13 protein-coding genes are annotated in these 19,412 nt (G+C 67.1%); 4 read left to right on the forward strand and 9 right to left on the reverse strand.

From position 1 onward, the window contains the following. The first annotated feature begins 114 nt into the window (after positions 1 to 114). From LTA6_RS00655 to LTA6_RS00670, 4 genes are all read left to right on the forward strand, one after another. On the forward strand, positions 115 to 1,563 hold the full coding sequence (locus LTA6_RS00655) for an APC family permease (RefSeq protein WP_341975508.1): 1,449 nt from the start codon (positions 115 to 117) through the stop codon (positions 1,561 to 1,563). Positions 1,564 to 1,606: 43 nt separating this feature from the next. Then, complete coding sequence (locus LTA6_RS00660) at positions 1,607 to 2,446, forward strand: molybdenum cofactor biosynthesis F family protein (protein WP_341975509.1); 840 nt, start codon at positions 1,607 to 1,609, stop codon at positions 2,444 to 2,446. A 2-nt stretch (positions 2,447 to 2,448) separates the two neighbouring features. Continuing rightward, a complete protein-coding gene (locus LTA6_RS00665) occupies positions 2,449 to 4,095 on the forward strand; it encodes an amidohydrolase (protein ID WP_341975510.1) in 1,647 nt (548 codons plus the stop codon). A gap of 339 nt (positions 4,096 to 4,434) precedes the next feature. Continuing rightward, complete coding sequence (locus LTA6_RS00670; RefSeq protein ID WP_341975511.1) at positions 4,435 to 5,415, forward strand: hypothetical protein; 981 nt, start codon at positions 4,435 to 4,437, stop codon at positions 5,413 to 5,415. A gap of 230 nt (positions 5,416 to 5,645) precedes the next feature. Here LTA6_RS00670 and LTA6_RS00675 read toward each other — a convergent pair whose 3' ends face one another. The 9 genes from LTA6_RS00675 to LTA6_RS00715 all read right to left on the reverse strand — a co-directional run bounded on the left by LTA6_RS00675 (position 5,646) and on the right by LTA6_RS00715 (position 19,378). Beyond that, entirely contained in the window at positions 5,646 to 7,115 is a 1,470-nt protein-coding gene (locus LTA6_RS00675; RefSeq protein ID WP_341975512.1) for an FAD-dependent oxidoreductase, read from the reverse strand. Between the two features lie 3 nt (positions 7,116 to 7,118). Beyond that, positions 7,119 to 8,561 carry an aldehyde dehydrogenase family protein gene (locus LTA6_RS00680; protein WP_341975513.1) on the reverse strand — a complete coding sequence of 481 codons (1,443 nt, stop codon included), beginning with the start codon at positions 8,559 to 8,561 and terminating at the stop codon, positions 7,119 to 7,121. Between the two features lie 134 nt (positions 8,562 to 8,695). Further along, positions 8,696 to 9,301 (reverse strand): TetR/AcrR family transcriptional regulator, encoded by a 606-nt coding sequence (locus LTA6_RS00685; protein WP_341975514.1) that lies wholly within the window; start codon positions 9,299 to 9,301, stop codon positions 8,696 to 8,698. A gap of 147 nt (positions 9,302 to 9,448) precedes the next feature. Further along, entirely contained in the window at positions 9,449 to 11,068 is a 1,620-nt protein-coding gene (locus LTA6_RS00690; RefSeq protein WP_341975515.1) for a hypothetical protein, read from the reverse strand. A gap of 51 nt (positions 11,069 to 11,119) precedes the next feature. Next, on the reverse strand, positions 11,120 to 12,043 hold the full coding sequence (locus LTA6_RS00695) for a carbohydrate ABC transporter permease (protein ID WP_341975516.1): 924 nt from the start codon (positions 12,041 to 12,043) through the stop codon (positions 11,120 to 11,122). Then, entirely contained in the window at positions 12,040 to 12,966 is a 927-nt protein-coding gene (locus tag LTA6_RS00700) for an ABC transporter permease (protein WP_407359234.1), read from the reverse strand. The genes LTA6_RS00695 and LTA6_RS00700 overlap by 4 nt, the downstream gene beginning before the upstream one ends. 302 nt (positions 12,967 to 13,268) lie before the next feature. Further along, on the reverse strand, positions 13,269 to 14,429 hold the full coding sequence (locus tag LTA6_RS00705; RefSeq protein ID WP_341975518.1) for a substrate-binding domain-containing protein: 1,161 nt from the start codon (positions 14,427 to 14,429) through the stop codon (positions 13,269 to 13,271). A 108-nt stretch (positions 14,430 to 14,537) separates the two neighbouring features. After that, positions 14,538 to 16,244, reverse strand: a complete 1,707-nt coding sequence (locus LTA6_RS00710) for a hypothetical protein (RefSeq protein ID WP_341975519.1) — start codon at positions 16,242 to 16,244, stop codon at positions 14,538 to 14,540. Further along, complete coding sequence (locus tag LTA6_RS00715) at positions 16,241 to 19,378, reverse strand: stalk domain-containing protein (protein ID WP_341975520.1); 3,138 nt, start codon at positions 19,376 to 19,378, stop codon at positions 16,241 to 16,243. Before LTA6_RS00715 ends, LTA6_RS00710 begins: the two co-directional genes overlap by 4 nt. Between the last annotated feature and the right edge of the window lie 34 nt (positions 19,379 to 19,412).

The following is a 19,412-nucleotide window of genomic DNA, read 5'->3' on the forward strand; positions in this document are numbered from 1 at the left end:
CTTTCGCTCAGAGGCAAGCGCAGAGGTCGGCACGCGAGCAGACTCGCCCTAACGAGAATCCCTCGTCGTCCGCACTGTGCGTGAACACAGGCGACAGCCAGCAAAGGAGCCGACGTGGCAGATACGACCGCAGTACCGCAGGAGCACACCGCCCTGCGCCCTGGCGCCCTCGGCGTCGCAGGGATCGTCTTCCTGGTGCTGGCGGCGGTCGCGCCGCTCACCGGCATCGTCGTCGTCGCGTCCATCGCCATCGCGCTCGGCAACGGCGGCGGCACCCCGATGTCGTTCTTCATCGTCGCGGCGATCCTGCTGCTGTTCGCCGTCGGCTACGCGCAGATGTCGAAGCAGCTGGTCAACGCCGGCGGCTTCTACGCCTTCGTCGTCAAGGGCCTCGGTCGCACCGGCGGCCTCATCGCCGGACTCATCGCGACGCTCGGTTATAACTTCTTCGTCGTCGGCACCATCGGCACCAGCGGCTTCTTCATGCAGGCGATCATCCGCGATCTGACCGGATTCGACATGCACTGGATCGTCTGGGGGCTGCTCTCGATCGTGGTGTGCTTCGCGCTCGCCAGGATCGGCGTCGATTTCTCCTCGAAAGTCCTCGGCGTCTGCCTGGTGCTCGAAGTCCTCATGCTCGTCGTGTTCGACATCTCTGTGCTCGTGCAGACCGGCTACGACGTCGCCGCGTTCAGCCCGGAAGCGGTGTTCTCCGGTTCCCTCCCGATCGGCCTGCTGCTCGCAGCCACCGGATTCCTCGGCTTCGAGGCGACCGCGCTGTTCAGCGAGGAGGCGAAGCAGCCGCTGCGGACGATCCCCCGCGCGACCTACACCTCGATCATCGCGATCGGCGTGATCCTCGGCGTCACCACCTGGGCCGTCGTCAGCGCCACCGGCGTCGCGCAGGCGCAGAGCACTGCGCTGGAGCACCTGCCCACCGGAGACCTCATCTTCTCGCTCTCCGCACAGTATCTCGGCGGACCTCTCACGACGGTCATGATGGTGCTGCTGCTGGTGAGTCTGTTCGCGGCGATGCTCGCGTTCCACAACTCGGCCACCCGCTACCTGTACTCGCTCGGGCGCGCGCGCATCCTGCCGCACGCACTCGCGCGCACCCGTCGCAACGGCGCACCGGCGATCGCAGGGATCGTGCAGGCCGGCTTCGCAGCGCTCGTCGCGGTGATCTTCGCGATCGCGGGAGCCGACCCGATCCTCACCCTCGTCCCCGCGATGCTCGGCTTCGGAACGCTCAGCGTGCTGATCCTGCAGGGCCTCGCCGCGATCTCGATCGTCGTCTACTTCCGGCGCCGTCAGGATCCGCGTTGGTGGAGCACGTTCATCGCGCCGGGCATCGGATTCCTCGGCATCGCCGCCATCTCGATCCTCGCGGTCGTCAACTTCGACATCGTCGCGGGCTCCAGTGAGCCGGCGATCCGGATGATGCCGCTGCTGCTCGTGCTCGCCATCATCGGCGGAATCGCCTACGGCGCGTATCTGAAGCGCACGAAGCCCGTCGTCTACGACGAGCTCGCCACCGACCTGGAGAAGTTCAGCGACCGCTGAGCTCCCCCCGACCACCCCATCACCACGAAGGAAAGCACGCACCATGACCGATGACGTCAACCTCTCCGACACGTCCACCTGGCTGCCGCTCGACGGCCTCGCTCCCGGCTTCGACGCCAGCAAGGCCGAGCTCAGCAACGACCTGGACGGTCGCACGTTCACGGTCGTCGACGATCGGGGAACCCGCATCACCCACACGTTCGGCCCCGGCACCGTCAGTTGGAGCTACGAGCCCGGCGAGGGCGACGAGACGGCCGCGGCATCCGACACCGACGACTGCGAGGTCATCGAGGTCGACCAGGACCTGTATTACGCGCAGTTCCACCACAAATACCTGCCGAACGAGGCCGTCACGCTGATCCTCGACCTCCGCAGCGGCCACGCGCTCTCCGTGATCTCGATCCTCGGTCAAGCGGCCCCCGGCCGGACCGCCGTGCAGATGGCGTTCGCGTCCAGTCTCATCGAGGGCATCGAGACGAACGGCGAGGCGCCCGCTCCGACGACCGAGCTGATCGGCCGCCGTGTGCTCTGGGTGTACTCCAGCACGCACGCCTACGAGCACGTCTACCTCTCCCCGCACTGGTACACCTGGCAGTGCCTGGCCGGACCCGAGCAGGGCCTCGCCGACACGGACGCGAACACGGTCTGGCGCATCCGTCCCGGCATCTACGTCTTCACCTGGCGCGAGAAGGTCATCCCCTGTGGCTCGGTCACGATCGCCGACCACCGCGATCAGAAGGCGATCCGCTCGCACGGTGTGCTCTTCGGCTGGGACGAGACCGGTACGACTCCGACGCACTTCACGTTCGGTGCGCACGGCCGTCTGATCTCGCACACCACGCACCCGGTCGAGTTCGACCCGGCCCGCCCGCTGGCGCGCTGAACATGGTTGTGCACGCCGACCTCATCATCACCGGCGCCAGGGTGCGGACGGTCGATCCCGCACGCCCGCTCGCCGAGGCGATCGCCATCCGGGACGGGCGCATCCTCGCCGTGGGAACGGCAGCGGAGGCAGCGGTGTTCCGCGGTCGTGGCACCGAGGTGCGCGATCTCGCTGGCGCCACCGTCTACCCGGGTTTCGTCGACGTGCACAACCACCACGCCACCGCGGGCGTGACCGATCTCTTCGAGTTATCGTTCGGAACGGCACTGGGGCTCGACGAGATCCTCGACCGTGTCGCCGCGCATGCGCGATCGCTGCCGGCGGATGCCTGGATCACCGGCGGCTCCTGGGCCAGCACCCTCATGGATGAGTTGAACAGCTCTGCCGTGCGCAGGCGCCTCGACGAGGCATCCGGCGGACGCCCGGTGATGCTGTCCGACGACAGCCATCACAACCGCTGGGTCAACGCGGCCGCGCTGCGCCTGGCCGGGATCTCCAAGGATGCGATCCCCGCTGAGGGCGTCACGCTCGTGGATCCGAGCGATGGCGAGCCCACCGGCATCCTGCTCGAGGCGGCAGGCATCCCGGTCGCGCAGGCGCACGCGCGGGCCGGAGGTCTCTCGCCCGAGCAGCACCGGCGGGCATCGCAGCGCGGCGTCGAGCTGTTGAACGGCTTCGGGGTGACGGCGTTCCAGGATGCCGCCGTCTCGCTGGAGATCCTTGCGGCGCTGCAGTCGCTCGATCAGGCCGGCGAGCTGAATGCCTGGGTGGTGTCCAGCCTCACCGTCAACGACGAGATCTTCGGCTATGACACCGTCGGCGAACCGCTGGTCTCGCGCGGCGAGGAGTTCCGCACCGCGCATCACCGGCCGGACTTCGTGAAGATCTTCCTCGATGGCGTTCCGCCGGCGCGGACGGCGCTCTTCATCGATCCGTATCTTCCGGACGACGTGCACGGCGCGCACTTCCACGGCACGACGACGATGGACTTCGACGAGCTGTACGGCTGGCTCCGCAACGTCGCCGAACGCGGCCTCGGCGCCAAAGTGCACGTCACCGGAGACGGATCGGCTCGACTTCTGCTCGACGTCGTGGAACGCCTGCGGGCGGAGCATTTCACCGACACCGCATTCCAGATGGCGCACGGCCAGTTCCTCGCGGACTCGGACATCGAGCGCCTGGCCGCGCTCCGGGTCGCCGCCGATATCTCGCCGTTCATCTGGTATCCCGGCGTCATCCCACAAGCTCTGGCCGAGGTGCTCGGCGATCGGGCGGAGCACTCGCAACCCAACCGTTCGATCATCGACGCCGGCGGTCTCGTCGCCGGCGGGTCCGACTGGCCGGTGAGCGAATCTCCGAACCCTCTCGAGGGGATGCAGGGGCTCGTCACCCGCGCCGACCCGCTCGGACGGGCTCCGGGAACACTGTGGCCGGAACAGGCGGTCACCGCAGAAGAGGCGCTGGAGATCTTCACGATCAACGCGGCGACGGCGATGGGCCTCGGCGACGAGACCGGGTCGCTGGCACCGGGCAAGTCGGCCGACTTCGTCGTGCTCGAACGGGATGCCGTCGCGGGCCCCGCGAATGAGATCTTCCACACCCGGGTGCTGTCGACCTGGTTCGCCGGGCGTGAGGTCTTCACGGCCTGAAGACGGCGCGCACCGCCTGGTGTTGGCGTAGCCGTGGTTGTTGACGCGCCCGGTTGTCGGGGCCACCCCCGTTTGTTGACGCAGCGGATGCGGGACCCCCAGTTATTGACGAGACCCCCTGCTGTCGACGTGAATACCTGGGGGTCTCGTCGATAAACGGGGGTGCATGGGTCTCCGACGGGGGTGCTTGGGTCTCCGACGGGGGTGCTTGGGTCTCAAGCGGGAGGGCCGCGACGTCGGACCGGACTAGTCCTGCACATCTCACGCATTCACCCGAGTTGTTCGCAATCGACGGGATTCCCCTCTCGAACGACGCAGATGGCGGTCCAGGATGACCGGATGGCGACGCTCACGATCCCACAAGCCAGAAAGCTGCTGCGCTCGCGCCTGCAGCTTCTTGAGGCAGGCGTCACCGATCGACAGATGCGGGCGTCCGTCGAATCGGGAGCCCTGAAGCGGGTGCGACGCGGCTGGTACGTGCGGACCAGCGACTGGAAGAAGCTGTGGAACGAGGGAAAGCACCTCGTGGAGGTGCTCGCCGCATGCCTCAACGCGGTGCCGCCCGGCCCGGTTTTCTGGGGTGTATCGGCGGCGGTTCTGCACGGGTTTCCGCTGTATCAGACGGTGCCGAGTGAAGTGCACGCCGTCACCGATGGCCGCCGTCACAGTCGGCTTCGTGCAGGAATCCGCTGGCACGATGCCCACGTCCCGGCACACGACATCACCGTGATCGACGGCATCCGCTGCACCAGCCGCGATCGCACCGTCCTCGACGTGACCGCGACCGTGAGCACCGAGGCCGCGGTCGCAGCCGCGGATGCCGCACTCCGGGGCATCGCCGTCCCCGACGGCCGGACGATGGATGCCGCGATCACTGCGGAATGGCGAGGTGAGCTGGTCTGCCGGGCGAAGAGCGCAACGACCCGCGGCATCCGTCAGACCCGGTGGGTGATCGAGTTCGCGGACGGCCGCGCACAGCTGCCCGGAGAGAGCGTCAGCCGCCTGCAGTTGCATCGCCTCGGCTTCACGGCGGTGGAGCTGCAGACGCGGGTCGTCGGACCGGACTCCGAGGACTACTGGCTGGATTTCGCGTTTCCTGGGTCGCGGAGTTTCGGCGAGTTCGACGGACTGGGGAAGTACACGGACCCCGAACTCATGGGAGGGCGCACGATCGAGGAGATCGTCCTCGCAGAGAAGCGTCGAGAGGATGCAGTCCGCGGCGTCACCGGCTGGGGACTCGGACGCTGGGAGTCGGCGCACCTTGCGACACCGCAGCTCCTCGGAAGGAGACTGAGCGCCTTCGGCATCCGCCCTCCGTGACCCCGGGGCCTGAAACAAACACCCCCGGTTCTCACCGAGGCCCCCGGTTGTTGACGTCGGTAAGCGGGGGTGTCGTCAACAACCGGGGGGTGATACCCGTGACACCGTCAACAAACGCGGGTGTCGTCAACAGCAGGGGGCATCTACAGCAGAGGGCATCAACAGACGGGGGTGGCAGCCGCGACGTTGGCGACTGCAGGGGTCACGACGCGCGCAGGAGGGGCCGCCGCTCACCCCTCCAGCAGGAAGCGCGCTCCGCGCTCGGCGATCATCGCCGCCGGGGCGTTGGTGTTCCCGGTGGGCACGCGCGGCATCACCGACGCGTCGATCACCCACAGCCCTTCGACCCCGCGCACGCGCAGCTGCGGGTCGACGACGGCCTCGGCATCCGAGCCCATCCGGCAGGTGCCGACCTGGTGGTGGTAGGTGATCACCGTGCGGCGCACCCAGTCCTCCGTCTCTGCATCCGAAACGTCGGGCCCGGGGTAGGCCTCGACGGCGCCCCACCCGTCGGCCAGCGCAGGTCGCGCGCCGATGGAGCGGCACTGTCGGACGGATGCGGCGAGCGCAGCCACATCCCGCTCATCGGCGAGGGCCGCCAGGTCGATGTTCGGAGGATCCGCGAGTCCGGGTCCCGACAGCGTCAACGAGCCGCGGCTGTGCGGCGTCACCAGCCCGGCCATCAGGGTGAATCCGTCGCCGCCGCGCGGCTCCAGTTCGCCCCACATCGGCACCGAGAAATGGATCGGCTGCGTGTCGGGTTCGGCGAGATCATCCTGGCTGCGCCAGAACAGGTGGCTCTGCGTGACCGAGATGCCGGGCTGCGGCGGTCCGATCGGCCGTTGCGTGGTGAAGATCACCGGCGAGAGCAGGTGGTCGTGGAGATTCCTGCCGACACCGGGCGCATCCTGGACGACCGGGATCCCCAACGCCGTCAGTTCCTCGGCCCGCCCGAAGCCCGACCTCAGCAGAATGACCGGCGAGCCGATCGCACCTGCCGCGAGAACGACCGATTCCGCGCGCAGGTCCTCGGCGTCGGCGCCCTCCCCCAGCCGCACGCCCACGGCCCGGCCGTCTTCGACGATCACCGAATGCACCTCGCGCCCGGTGACGATCGAGAGCTTCTCGGCGACAGGCTGCGCATAGGCCATCCAGGTGTTCACGCGGCGGCCGTCGCGCATCGTCACCTGCTGCTGCGAGACGCCGTCGAGCGTGCCGCCGTTGTAGTCGCGGTTGTGCGGCAGCCCTTCCTGAACGGCGGCGTCGATGATGGATTCCTGGATCGGGGACAGCGGATAGTCGTCCGTCACCGGCAGCAGATCGTTCTCGATGGCCTGGAATACCGGCTCGACCTCGGCCCACCCCCAGCCGGTCGCGCCGTCACGCTCCCAGCCGTCGTAGTCGGATGCGGCACCGCGAACCCAGATCATGGCGTTCAGCGCATGCGATCCCCCGGTCACCTTGCCGCGAGGCAGGTGCAGACGACGCCCTGCGGCGTGCTCCTGCGGCGTCGTGTAGAAGTCCCAGTCCTCGGTGCTGTGCCAGAGCTCGCCGGCCCGGGAGGGATCGTGGATGGCCGGGTTCGTGTCGTAGCCGCCGGCCTCGACGAGCGTGACCTGCACCCCGGCATCCACCAGTCGTCGAGCGACGATCGATCCCGAGGTTCCCGCGCCGACGACGATGGCAGAGCGCAACACCATCCCTCAGCCCTTCTTCCGGCCGGGACCGCTCAAGACCTGGGTGACGGCGACGGACTTCAGTCCCTCGACGCCGAACTCGAGCCCGTAACCGGAGCTCTTCACGCCGCCGAACGGCACCATCGGATGCAGCCCGCCATGCGAGTTGATCCACACGGTCCCCGACTCCATGCGGCTCGCCGCCTCACGTGCGGCTTCCGGGTCGCTCGACCACACAGAGGCACCGAGACCGACGTCCACCCCGTTGGCCCAGCCGAACGCCTCATCGACGTCGGAGTACCGGATGACCGGGAGTGCCGGTCCGAACTGCTCCTCCTGCACGAGCGCCGCATCATTGCCGATGTCGGCGACGATCGTCGGCCGGTAGAAGAGCTCGCCGAGCTCCGGCGCCGCCTCGCCGCCGGTGACGACTCGGCCGCCGCGCGCCTTCGCGTCCTCCACGAGTCGGCTGACGATGTCGAACTGGGCCTTGTTCTGCAGCGGCCCGAGCACGTTGTTCTCATCGAGTCCGTTGCCGATCGGAACGGATGCCGCGATCTCCGCGAGTGCATCCACGACGTCGTCATAGACCGAGTCGTGCACGTACAGGCGCTTCAGCGCCGCACAGGTCTGTCCGGTGTTGATGAAGGCGCCCCAGAAGAGATCCTGCGCGATGGTCTTCGCGTCCGTGCCGGGGAGGACGATGCCGGCGTCGTTGCCGCCGAGCTCGAGGGTGAGCCTGGCGAGGTTTCCGGCCGAGCTCTCGATGATCTTGCGTCCGGTGGCGGTGGAACCGGTGAACATCACCTTGGCGATGTCGGGGTGCGATGCGAGGCGTGCGCCGACCTCGCGGTCGCCCGAGATGCCGACGAGCACATCGGGTGGGAGCACCTCGTTCATCACGGCGAGCAGGGCGAGCGCGCTCAGGGGCGTGTACTCGCTGGGCTTCGCGACGACCGTGTTCCCCATCCGCAGCGAAGGGCCGATCTGCCACGTCGTGATCATCATCGGCCAGTTCCAGGGGCCGATGGCGGCCACGACTCCGGCCGCCTTGTAGACGAGTTCCGCGTGCAGCGTCTCGTCGTCGACGATCACCTGCGGCTCGAGCACGGTGGCCGCGTTCGTGCGCAGCCATGCGGAGCAGGCGCCGACCTCGAAACGGGCGTTCGGGCCGTTCAGGGGTTTCCCCTGCTCGCGCGACAGGAGGTACGCGAGCCCCTCGGCGTTCGCGTCGATCGCATCGGCGGCGGCGAGCAGAAGCTCGATGCGCTTCTCGTGTCCGAGTGCCTCCCAGGCGGGCTGAGCGGCTTTCGCGCGGGCCACGGCGTCGTCGAGTTCGGCGACGGAATGCACCGGCGCCCGACCGATCGTCTCGCGCGTGGCGGCATCCGGGATGTCGCGGCCGGAGCCCTGCGGTGCCTGGATGCGGTCGAGCAGCGCTGCGGCTGCGGATGCTGCGGAATCGGACATCGGTGACTCTCCTTCGAGCGAGACGCGTGCCGACGGTGAGGACGCCGGCTCTGTATCCATTGTCGATCCGGTCTTCGCCGCGCACTTGTCGCGGAGCGCTACGGAGATGTCCGAGTGCGAAGGGATGCGCCGGCTCAGCGCGTGCGCAATCCGTCCAGCGCGATGGTGAGGACGTCGCGCGCGAGCGCTTCCGCGCCCTCCGGTCCGGTCGGGCGGTACCACTCGACCAGCGAGTTCACCATGCCGAACAGGAGTCTCGTGGCGACGGACGCGTCGACGTCGTCGCGCACCGCCCCCTCGACCTGCGCAGCCTGGACGATCGCCGCGACGTCCTGGTCGAAGGCGCGCCGCCGATCGAGCGCGCGGCGTTCGACATCGCTGTTGCCTCGAACCCGGAGCAGGAGGGTGACGGCCGGAAGCTGTTCGATGAGAACGCGCACGGCTCCCTGCAGCACCTCGGCGAGACGGTCGCCCGCCGCCACGGCCCGCGCCTGGCGCAGCACGCCTTCGAGTCCGTCGAGCGCGTCTCCAAGTGCCGTCTCGAGGATCTCCTCCTTGGAGGAGAAGTGGTGGTAGAGCGCCGCCTTCGACAGTCCCAGACGGGCGGCGAGAGCGGCGACCGACGTCGCGTCGTAGCCGGACTCGTTGAAAACGGTGACCGCGGCATCGAGCAGCCCGCGCCGGTCGTAGCCGGGGCGGCCGCGCCGCGCCGCATCCGTACCGCTTGCGGTCTGAGTCACGGGAACCAGTGTGTCATGCCGGACGAAAGCCAGCCCGCCGCCGTGAAATGACGTCTGCGCGGCCGGCGTCCATGAAACTGAACCGCGCGACGGGATCGCGATCGCTGATCGCGATCCCGTCGCGGAGTTTCAGGCCGCCATCCGTCGTCAGCTGTTCGCAGCGAGCGACTTCTTGTATTCGGCGGCGATCTGATCGCCGCCGCCGGAGCGATAAGCCTTCACCCCCGCCTTCCAGGCCGAGACCGGCTTGCGTCCGAGCACGATGTCGAGTTCGAGGTTCTTGATCGCCGTGTCGAGAGCGACGCCGCGCCGGGACTGGGTGTTGGAGTAGAGCCCGTTCGCGGCGTTGCCCACCGCATTCTCCGTGACCGCGAACTCGAACTTCTGGTTGGCCAGGAGGACCTCCTTCTGCGACGCGAAGTTCACCCGCGGCGGTGCGCTCAGGTAGCCGAGCGCCAGCGCCCGCTCGGAACTCGTCGCCGCGATCGGCGTCGGGATGCCGTCGGCCATCGTGTAGTGCACACCCTCGATGCCGTAGTTGCGGAACAGGTACTCCTCGGTGCCGAACGGCGTGGCGAGCCAGTTGGCCATGGCGAGAATCGTCTTGACGCGGGCCTTGTTCGCCTTGGCGATTCCGACGATGCTGTGGTTCGGATCGCCGAGCCACGCTGTTCCCACGTCTCCGGACGCGAAGCCGGGCACGGTGACGCCGCGTGCATCGAAGGCACCGGTGCCTTCCGTCTTGAGCGTCGGCCACGCGCTGAGCGTGAACCAGCCGAAAGCGGAGGAACCGGACTGGAGCCACGTCTTCTGACGATCGTTCGGCGTGGTCGCAGCATCCGGGTTCACGTAGCCGGCTTCGACGATCTTCCGTGTCGCTTCGAGTGCATCCTCCTGCGCCTCGTGCGTGAGCGCACTGGTGAGCTTTCCGCCCTTCTCGCTCCACCGGTTGGGGATGCCGAGCATCTGACGCACGTAGTCGAGCGGGATCGAGGCGAGTGCCCATCTGTTCGCGCTCGGGTCGGTCATCGTCTTGAGCTGATCCTCGAAGTCCTTGAACGACTTCGGGTCCTTGGTGATGCCTTCGGCCGCAAGGAGATCCTTGCGGCCGTACATCACCCAGGTGTTCTGGATGCCGCGTGAGATCGGAAGGGCGTAGATGCGGCCGTTGAAGACCGTGCCGCGCCAGGACTCGGTCGGGATGTTGGCGAGGAACGGGTAGTCCTTGATCGCATCACCGGCGAGATGCTCCGAGAGATCGAGCGCGGTCGCGGCGAAGAGTTCCGTCTGGGACGGTGTGTCAGGGAGCACCGTGAAGAAGTCCGGCATCGCGCCTCCGGCCGACACGGTCGCGAACTTCGCGGGGTAATCCGCACCGGGAGCGAAGCTCGGCTTGTACTGCGATCCGAGACGCTCGTCGACCATCTGCCAGTACTGGTTCACATCGAGGGCCGGCGGAGTGGCGTCGGCGATCGTCAACGCGCTGAAGGGCTTGCCATCGCCTGGCACCCCCTTGATCACGCGGGCCGGCGGGGTGGGATAGCGGAAGAAGACGTCGGAGGCGCGTCCGGCCTCCCCCGGGCTGTCCGGAGTGATCCCCGCGTAGGGGATGTACTTCGGCAGAATGCCGGAGCCGGCGGCGACCGGCCCAGCCCCTGCGGCCCCGCCGGGGCTGCAGGAAGTGAGGGCGGTCGTGGTGAAGGCAGCGAGCACCACGGTCGAGACCGCGCCGCCGAGGAACGAGCGGCGGGAGAGGGAAGCATTCACGGGAGAACTCCTGAGGGGTCGGTGAAGAGAGGGCGGTGTGCGCTGCGGGGGTCAGCCTTTGACGGCCCCGGTGAGCACACCCTTGGCGAAGTGTTTTTGCAGGAAGGGATAGACGCAGACGATCGGAATGATGGAGATGATGAGGATGGCCATCTGCAGCGCGGGCTGCGGTGGCAGGACGTCGGGGTTGCCGAGCTCGGCGGGGCTGAGCTGACTCCCGCCGACGACATAGGACCTGACCACCATCTGCAGCGGCCACAGGCTCGAGTCGTTGAGGTAGAGCAGCGATGTGAAGAACGAGTTCCAGTAGCCGACGCCGTAGAACAGACCGACGACGGCGAGGATCGCCTTCGACAGCGGCAGGACGATCTGACGGAGGGTCTGCCACTCGGATGCTCCGTCGAGCTTTGCGCTGTCGAACAGCTCTTGGGGCAGCCCCTTGAAGAAGGAGTGGAGCACGATCACGTTGAAGGCGTTCACCATCGTCGGGATGATCAGCGCCCAGAGGCTGTCGATGAGCCCGAACTGCTTGACGGCGAGGTATGTCGGAATCATGCCGGGCGTGAACAGCAGGCTGAAGAGCACGAGCATCATCACCGCACCACGGGCGACCAGATTCGGGCGCGAGAGGGCGTAGGCGAGCAGTGTCGTCGTGACGAGCGACAGCGCGGTACCCACGACCGTGACGAACACGGAGACGCCGAGCGCCCTGCTGACGACTCCGCCGGCGAAGACCGCCTCATAGGCGTGGAGGTTGAACTGCTCCGGCCAGAGCACGAGCCCGCCCGAGCGGGTGATCTGGTCCTCCCCCGCCAACGAGGTGGAGATGATCGCGACGAACGGCATGATGATGAGCGCACAGGCGATCAGCAGCACGAGCCCCTTGAGGCCGCGCATGAGCGGATGAGCGAGGGTCTGACCGTTATGGAGACGGTTGCGCCGTTGGCGCAGGGGACGTTGCACGATCGCGGTCATTTCTTGTACACCCCTGCCTCGCCGAAGAGATGGGCGAGCTTGTTGGCCCCGAGCACGAGGATGACGCTGATGACGCCCTTCACGAGCCCCACGGCGGCAGCCACGCCCCAATTGCCTCCGACGATTCCGTTGTTGTAGACGTAGGTGTCGATCACCTCTGACGCATCGAGTCCGACCGCCTCCTGCTGCAGGATGATCTGCTCGAACCCGACGGTGAGCGAGTCACCCAGTTTTAGGATGAGCAGCAGGATGATGATGCCGCGCATGCCGGGCAGCGTGATGTGCCACAGCTGGCGCCAGCGCGATGCGCCGTCGACGTTCGATGCCTCATAGAGGTCGGTGTCGATCTGCGAGAGCACGGCGAGGAACAGGATCGTGGCCCAGCCGGCGTCCTTCCACATGACCTGGGACGTGAGGAGCCCGATGAAGGTGTCGGGGTTGCCGATGATCTGCAGTGCATCACCGCCGTGTTGCCGGATCCAGTTGTTGAGCAGCCCGCTGCCACCGAGCAGCTGCTGGAACACCGAGACCACGATGACCCACGAGAGGAAGTGCGGCAGATACATGATCGACTGCACCCACGTCTTCACGCGCTCCGAGACGAGGCTGTTCAGGATGAGGGCGAGGACGATCGGTGCGGGGAAGACGAGCACCGTCTGCACCAGAGTGATCACCAGCGTGTTCTTGACCGCGTTGAGGAATGCGGGGTCGCCGTTGAACAGGATCTCGAAGTTGCGGAACCCCACCCACTCCGACCCCTCGATGCCGAGGAAGGGCAGGTAGTCCTGGAAGGCGATGACGTTGCCGAGCAGCGGGTAGTAGTGGAACATCACGATGACCAGCACCGCCGGGGCGGCGAAGACCGAGAGAATCCAGTTCTCCCGGAGCCGGGTGGCAAGCGTCCGCTTCGCCCGGCCCGACATGTCGAGCGGCGCGGCGGGAAGGCCGCTCCCTGAGGGGATGCGGCGGATCTTCCGACCGTTGCTCGGAGTACGGTTCACCCTGGTGGCGTCGCGTTGATCCCGAAGGACGTCCATGCCCACTCTCCCTCGAATGACAACAGGGCGACTGCGATATCGCGATGTTTGCTTCTGAACATCATACGTTCAAGAGTGCTCATCTTGTCAAGCCGCACTTGTTCATATTTGAACGCCGAGGTGCCGCGTCATGGGTCGCGAAAGAACGTGGTGCTGCAATGGGACGAAGACGCTCAGCGCGACCGGAGTCAGTCCGCCGGCGGAGCGGCGACCGAGTCCCGCACGACCAGCACGGGCTCGACCTGCACGTGCGCCGCCGCCGCGTCACCGCCTCGTTCGATGCGCTCGAGAAGGAGCCTCGCTGCGAGACTGCCGACGTACCGGCGCGAGGGCGCGACCGACGTGAGCGGTGGATCGAACATTCCGGCGTAGTCGTCGTCGTATCCGATGACGGAGAAGTCAGCGGGGATCGCAATGCCACGCGCCTTGCATGCGAGGAGCACGGCATACGCGTTGTTGTCGTTGTGGCACAGCAGCGCCGTCACCCCGTCAGCAAGCAGCCCGTCGATGTATTCCGAGACGACCGCCGGTGCCGGCCAACCGGGGAACTCGGATACCGAGTGCACCGGCGCGGTGAGACTCCTGTCCTTCGTCGCCGCCTCCCACCCGTCGCGGATCCAGCTGGTGGTCTGCGAAGGGTGATGCACGAGCAGCGCGATGCGCTCGTGCCCGTGGGAGCGCAGCTCGTCAATGGCCGCGCCGACGCCGAGCCCGTGCGCCGACCGCACCGACGAGACGTTGGGCGATGCCGCTTTCAGCGGGAGTTCGCGCTCCATCAGTACAACGGGCACCGGCAGCGCCTCGAGCCAGTCCAGGTACTCGCGCGCCTGGTCGCCGATGTGGGCGTTGGGAGTGAGCAGGATGCCGTCGGACTTCTGCGCCAGCTCCTCGACGATTCGGCGCTCCTCTGCGGCCTCGGCGATCGCGCCGTCAGCGCTCGGGGATGCCGCTCGGCTGAGGAGCATGAGCGTGGCTCGGGATCCGGCGCTCTCGATCTCGTGGCGGGCGCCCGCCAGTACACGCCCGAAGTAGTAGACGAGACTGGAGCCGCCTGCACTCGGCCCTGCCTCGGCTGCCGCGTCGAAGGCCATGTCGGGAATCACGATTCCGATGTGGTGGCTCGTCTGCCCCGGGTTCGGCGCGCCCCCGGCGCTGCCCCCTCCGGATACCGTCGCCGGAACAGCGCCGCCCCGGATGCGGCGAAGCAGCCCCCGTTCGACGAGATCGTCGAGATCGCGCCGGATCGTCATGCCGGTCACGCCGAGCTCGGCTGCGAGCTCGGTGACCCTCGCGAAGCCACGCTCACGGGCGCGAGCGACGATGAGCTCCTGGCGGTTCGTTGCAGACATCGGGATGCCTCTCCGTGGCGGGCCTCGGCCCCGTGTGCAGATGACGTTCAGATGACATCCTATTGAACATCGCCCTTTTCTACGGGAATGAACATCCGATGGCTCCGTTCAGGTGAGTTCCAGCCACCCGTCGGCCACCGCCGCGCCGACCTGCCTGGTCCCGGTCATACTGAAGCGACCGGCGACCGAGTCCGAGAGGTAGAGCGGCTGGCCACTGAGCACCGTCGCCGTCGAGATGCCGAGGAGCTGGTTGGGCCTCAATATGCCGGAGGCAAGGATCCGTCCGGATCGACCGGGCCCGATCTGCTCGATGGCGACCCCGGCGAGCGCCGTCGCCGGATCCGTCGTCGACATCAGGCGAACTCCCGCCCCGTCGAGGACGACAGCGGCCCACCGCGTGATTCCCGCCGTTCCGACATTCTGCGTGATCGACTCGCGGTCGGTGAACGTCGGGTAGCTCTCCCCCGTCGCAACCGCATACTCCGCAGCGATCGCCACCCCGGTGAGCTGCGCGTTGATGATGTTCAGGACCTCGGAGTTCGAGCGCGCGATGAGATCCGTCGTGAAGTCGATCGTTCTGCTCGTCGTACCCCCGAAGGTGAGGACCAGTTGACGAGGTGTCGTGGCGCAATCGCCGAGCCGTCTGCCGAGCGTGTTGTTCACCGTCACGGTGTTCGAAGGACCGACGAGGATGCCGGAGATGTCCCACTGCCCATAGAGGTACGAAGCGACACCGCCCCCGCCGTGTCGGAACGTCGACGCCCCCAGGAGCAGGGGCGCGGCGTCGCCGCTCGCTTCTATCAGCACGTCCGTCCCCGTGGACAGGGCCGTCACCTTCAGCGCGATGCCGCGGTGAGCCGAACGGTACCCGATCGGTGAGCAATCGGTGAGCGTGATCGCGATCTCTGCCTTGTCCGCGAGCTGCAGGAGCGGGTCGACGGTGATCCACGGCTTGTCCTCGCCGTAGATGAAACGCCCGGTCAGATCGCACCCGGTGAGCGTCAGCGAGTCGTGCTGACCGGAGCCGAGGGACTGCACGGTCAGCGCCGGCGCGGTGAAAGCCCCGGTCTGGATGAGTTCGCAGTTCACGAGCTCATTGACGGTCGGCGCCGCGAAATCCTTGTTCGTATGGATGTACCAGGGCTCGCGGGTGCCGACGAACGTGCAGTCCTCGAATCGCTCGTACACCCCAGACGCCGACCCGTAGCCCCACGGACGCTCACTCACCCACACGGTGGAAGGAGACATCCCGGATCCCGGATTGGCGGTGCGCCACGTTCGCGCGCCCTGGTTCCCGAAGTGCTCGATGCGGCAGTTCTTCACGAGATGCACAGCGTCGACGTTGGCACCGGAGCTCTCGGAGTGCACGGCGTAGCGCATGTTCATCGCGGTGATCGTGAGGTTCTCGAGCCCCGAGGTCTTCTTCAGCCACAGCGTCGAGTTGCCGGCGATCTGGGCGTCGGTGGCCGAGTCGGGCAGGCTGCCTGCGAGCACGCACTCGGTCCGCGACGTTCCCCTCACCGTGGTGTACGGCGCGACGGTCCACTCCCGCTCGGTGTACACCCCTGGCTGCACGAGGATCACGTAGGGCGCGGTTTCCGACGATGAGGTGATCGACGCGTTCGCCAGCTTCGGCGAGAGGAAGTCCGCGGTGCCATCGGGGCTGACCGTGAGGACCGTCGGCTCGACCGCGGCCCACGCGGCGCGCGTGTTCCAGTCGAATGCTCCGGCCACGGCGAGGCCCAGAGCTCCGGCGAGGACCGTCCTCCTGGAGACGAGAACGCCGCCCTGAACCGACGGACGTCGCACGCTCACGGGATGTCCAGAACGAGGTCGGTGCCGTTCCAGCTCGTGGTCGCGCCGAGTCCATCGGCGAAGAAATCGAGCGGGAGCAGCGGCTCGCCGTAGTCGCCGAGAACGGGAGGCGTATCGAGCACGAAGGGAACACCGTCTCTGAGCGCATTCACGCTGCCGATGGTCGCCTCGACGAGCACACCGCCGTGGCGCACGCTGTACACGCCCGTGGAGGAGCGCAGCTCTGCGCGGATCGAGCGCTTGCGGAACACGAAGTCCGCAGGCACGAGCGGAACGCCTGCGACCACGCGCACGTACATCTCCGGATACACCGCACCGTTGAGCGAAGCGCGGCTGCCTGCCTGCGGGGAGAACATGACGCGCACCGATTCGATCGCAAATTCTCCCGTCACGGTGAGCGGGTCGATCCGGAATCGGCGGATGATCCCGCGCCATTTCGGCATCCGCCAGACCGGGATGTCATATTCGTTGTTCGATCCGGGCACCGGATTCACACAGAAGTCCATCCCCTTGTCCGTCGCGTACGCCGCTTCGGTCGAGGTGGTGAAGAAGAACTCCTGCTGACTCGGCGTGCTGGTGGTGAGCTTCACCCTGATGTACGGATGATCGGCGGCCTCGAAATCCAGACCGTCCGGAGTCTGCACCACGGGATCCGTCGTCGTCGCCGTTCCTCGGAGAGCCCCGCCTTCGACGCGCAGGCTCGTGATGGTCCCGTGCAGATCCGTCCATCCCTCGAGGTCGCCATCCGTGGCAAAGGTCCACTCGTGATCGAACACCGACGATGTCGTCGGCGTCGTCGCGTTGACCGGCGGGAAGACGCGGCCCGCCGGATAGAGCGTCGTCACCCTGTCGATCTGCGCGGTTGTCGGCGCCGTGTTCGCGATACCGGCCGAGGTGCCGAACGCTCCACGGATCGCCTCGAGGTAGCCGAAGCCGGCCAGTTGGGCGGGGAACAGGAAGTGCCCCTCCCCGTACTCGTTCCAGTTGTCGAGGATCACCATGCGCCTCGACAACGCTCCGGCAGGCGCACCGGGCATGAACGTGTCGCGCGCCCACACGGCGAGGTCGGCATAGGTGGTCGGGCTCGCGTAGTCGCCAGGAATCGAGTTCCATGCGAGATCGTTTCGTCCGATGGAGACCGTCGGCAGCACGTCGACCGTGCTCGCTCCTCGCCGCTCCACCATCGCGGCGGTCTGCGGTCCGAAGTACCCCTTGCGGCTGTATGCGTACTCGGCGTCGAAACCGAGGGCCGCCGTCGCCGTCGTTCCCGTGCCGAGCACGATCAGACCGGCGAAGCCGGCAGCCACCGCACGCGAACGCAGATAGTCGATCTCGGCGCGGACGCCCGCCTCGCTGCCGAAGCTCGAGACGAGCGCGGCGATCTTGTAGATCGAGACGACCGGCTTGTTTTCGACCTTGAGATAGCGCGGATCCTTGAAGTAGTACTCGAGCCAGAACGGGACGATGTACTTGCGGAAGTCGGCGCTGTCCGTGGCCTCGCTCGCGTTCTCCCACATGATCATGAAGTCGACGGCATCGCTGTATCTGGATTCGAAGTAGCCCTCGTGCAGGTGCATCCCGAGTCGAGGCATCTTGATCGCCGTGCCTTTGCCACTCTGAGGCCGATACCAGCAGTAGATCTGGAAGGACACTCCGTTCTCGGCGAGCCACTTGTTCTCCCAATCCGCAACCTCGGGCGATCCCTCGTCGTAGTACCCGAGGTAGGGAGTGCGCTCCTTGTGCGGATTGATGACGTCCCAGCCGCGGTGGTACCCCTCGCGCCACAGCGAACAGGACTGCACCCCGACCAGGTAGGTGCCGGTGGCGACGGGGGTCGGCGCCGCGACGTAGTCGCCGGGATAGGCGGCGCTCGGCCCGAGACGGATGTCGTCGAAGTATGCGGTGGCCCCCGACGCGACGGTGAGTGCGAGCTTGGTCGGGGCCGTTGCGGCGGCGGCCATCAGAGTCACGGCCGTCGCCTTCTTCTTGCCGTTGTGGAACAGGTCGGCGGTCGCGCCGCTCATCACGACGTGCACCTTGTGCCAGATCTCGGCAGCGAAGTTCAGAGAGGAGAAGACGACGTCCGCGCCGGACGCGTCACGGTAGTGGAGTTTCCCGGCACTGAGTGAGAGCCGCAGCTGACGCCCGTTGCCGATCCAGAGCTCGATGACCAGGCCGTTGGAGTTCACGGGTAGGAAGAACGAGATGTCGAACCGGGTCGGCGTCGTCATCGGCGAGACCGGTGTGCTCACGCCGGCAGCCGATCCACCCGTGACGAGCCGCATGGTGTGGTTGTCGGCGTGCCGAGAGGCGTTGAGCTTGACGACCGCAAGCGTGGCAGCCCCCGTGGTCGTCCACGAGCCGAGCGTGTTGCCGGGGTTCACCGAGACGAAGTCCTCCAGGAGGGAGAATCCTGTGGCGATTCGGATCGGGCCCAGATACAGATCGGAGGTCGAGGCCGTCTCGAACGCCACGGTGTCCAGCCCCGTGACCGCGTTCGTGAAAGGTGCTCCCGTCAGCACGCGCTGGCCGTCGACGTCGATGGAGACGGTCTGGGCCGTGGCATCGGCGATCACACGCACTCCACGCTTGACACCGTCCTCGACCGTCACGAGCGAAGTCATCCCGTCGGGCGCGACATAGCGGAGCGCCCCGTCGACGACTTCCAGTCCGACCCCGACCGAACCGCCGTCATCCAGCAGCGCGAACGTCGCGCCCTCGATTCCGGCGATCGGCTGGAAGCGGAACTCCCACACCAGCGGGCCAGTGGAGACTCGACGGAATCGCTTGCTCAGCCCGACGACAGGCAGCCCCGCGGCATCCGTCAGCCGGAACCAGTTCCCGAACGAGTAAGTGACGGAACCACCGAGTCCGCGGATCTCCCAACCCGAAGCTGCGAGTTGACGCGGATCGAAATCGACCAGGAACGCGAAGGACTCGTCGAGGAGAAGCGCCGGCGTCGCGGGTGCCGGCGGCTGCGGGACGGCCTGCGCGCTGCTCGCGCCGGCGAGCACTCCCGTGCCCGAGCCGACTGCGACCCCGGCGGACAGCACCGCGACGATCTGCAGGAAGCTGCGGCGCCCCAGGACGAATCCCGGATCGTGTTCGGACGATGAAGGCGTTGCTGAGTTCATCCGTCATTCCCCTTTGAATGAGTGTCCTGTTTAA

Source organism: Microbacterium sp. LTA6, assembly GCF_045690355.1.
Lineage (GTDB): Bacteria > Actinomycetota > Actinomycetes > Actinomycetales > Microbacteriaceae > Microbacterium.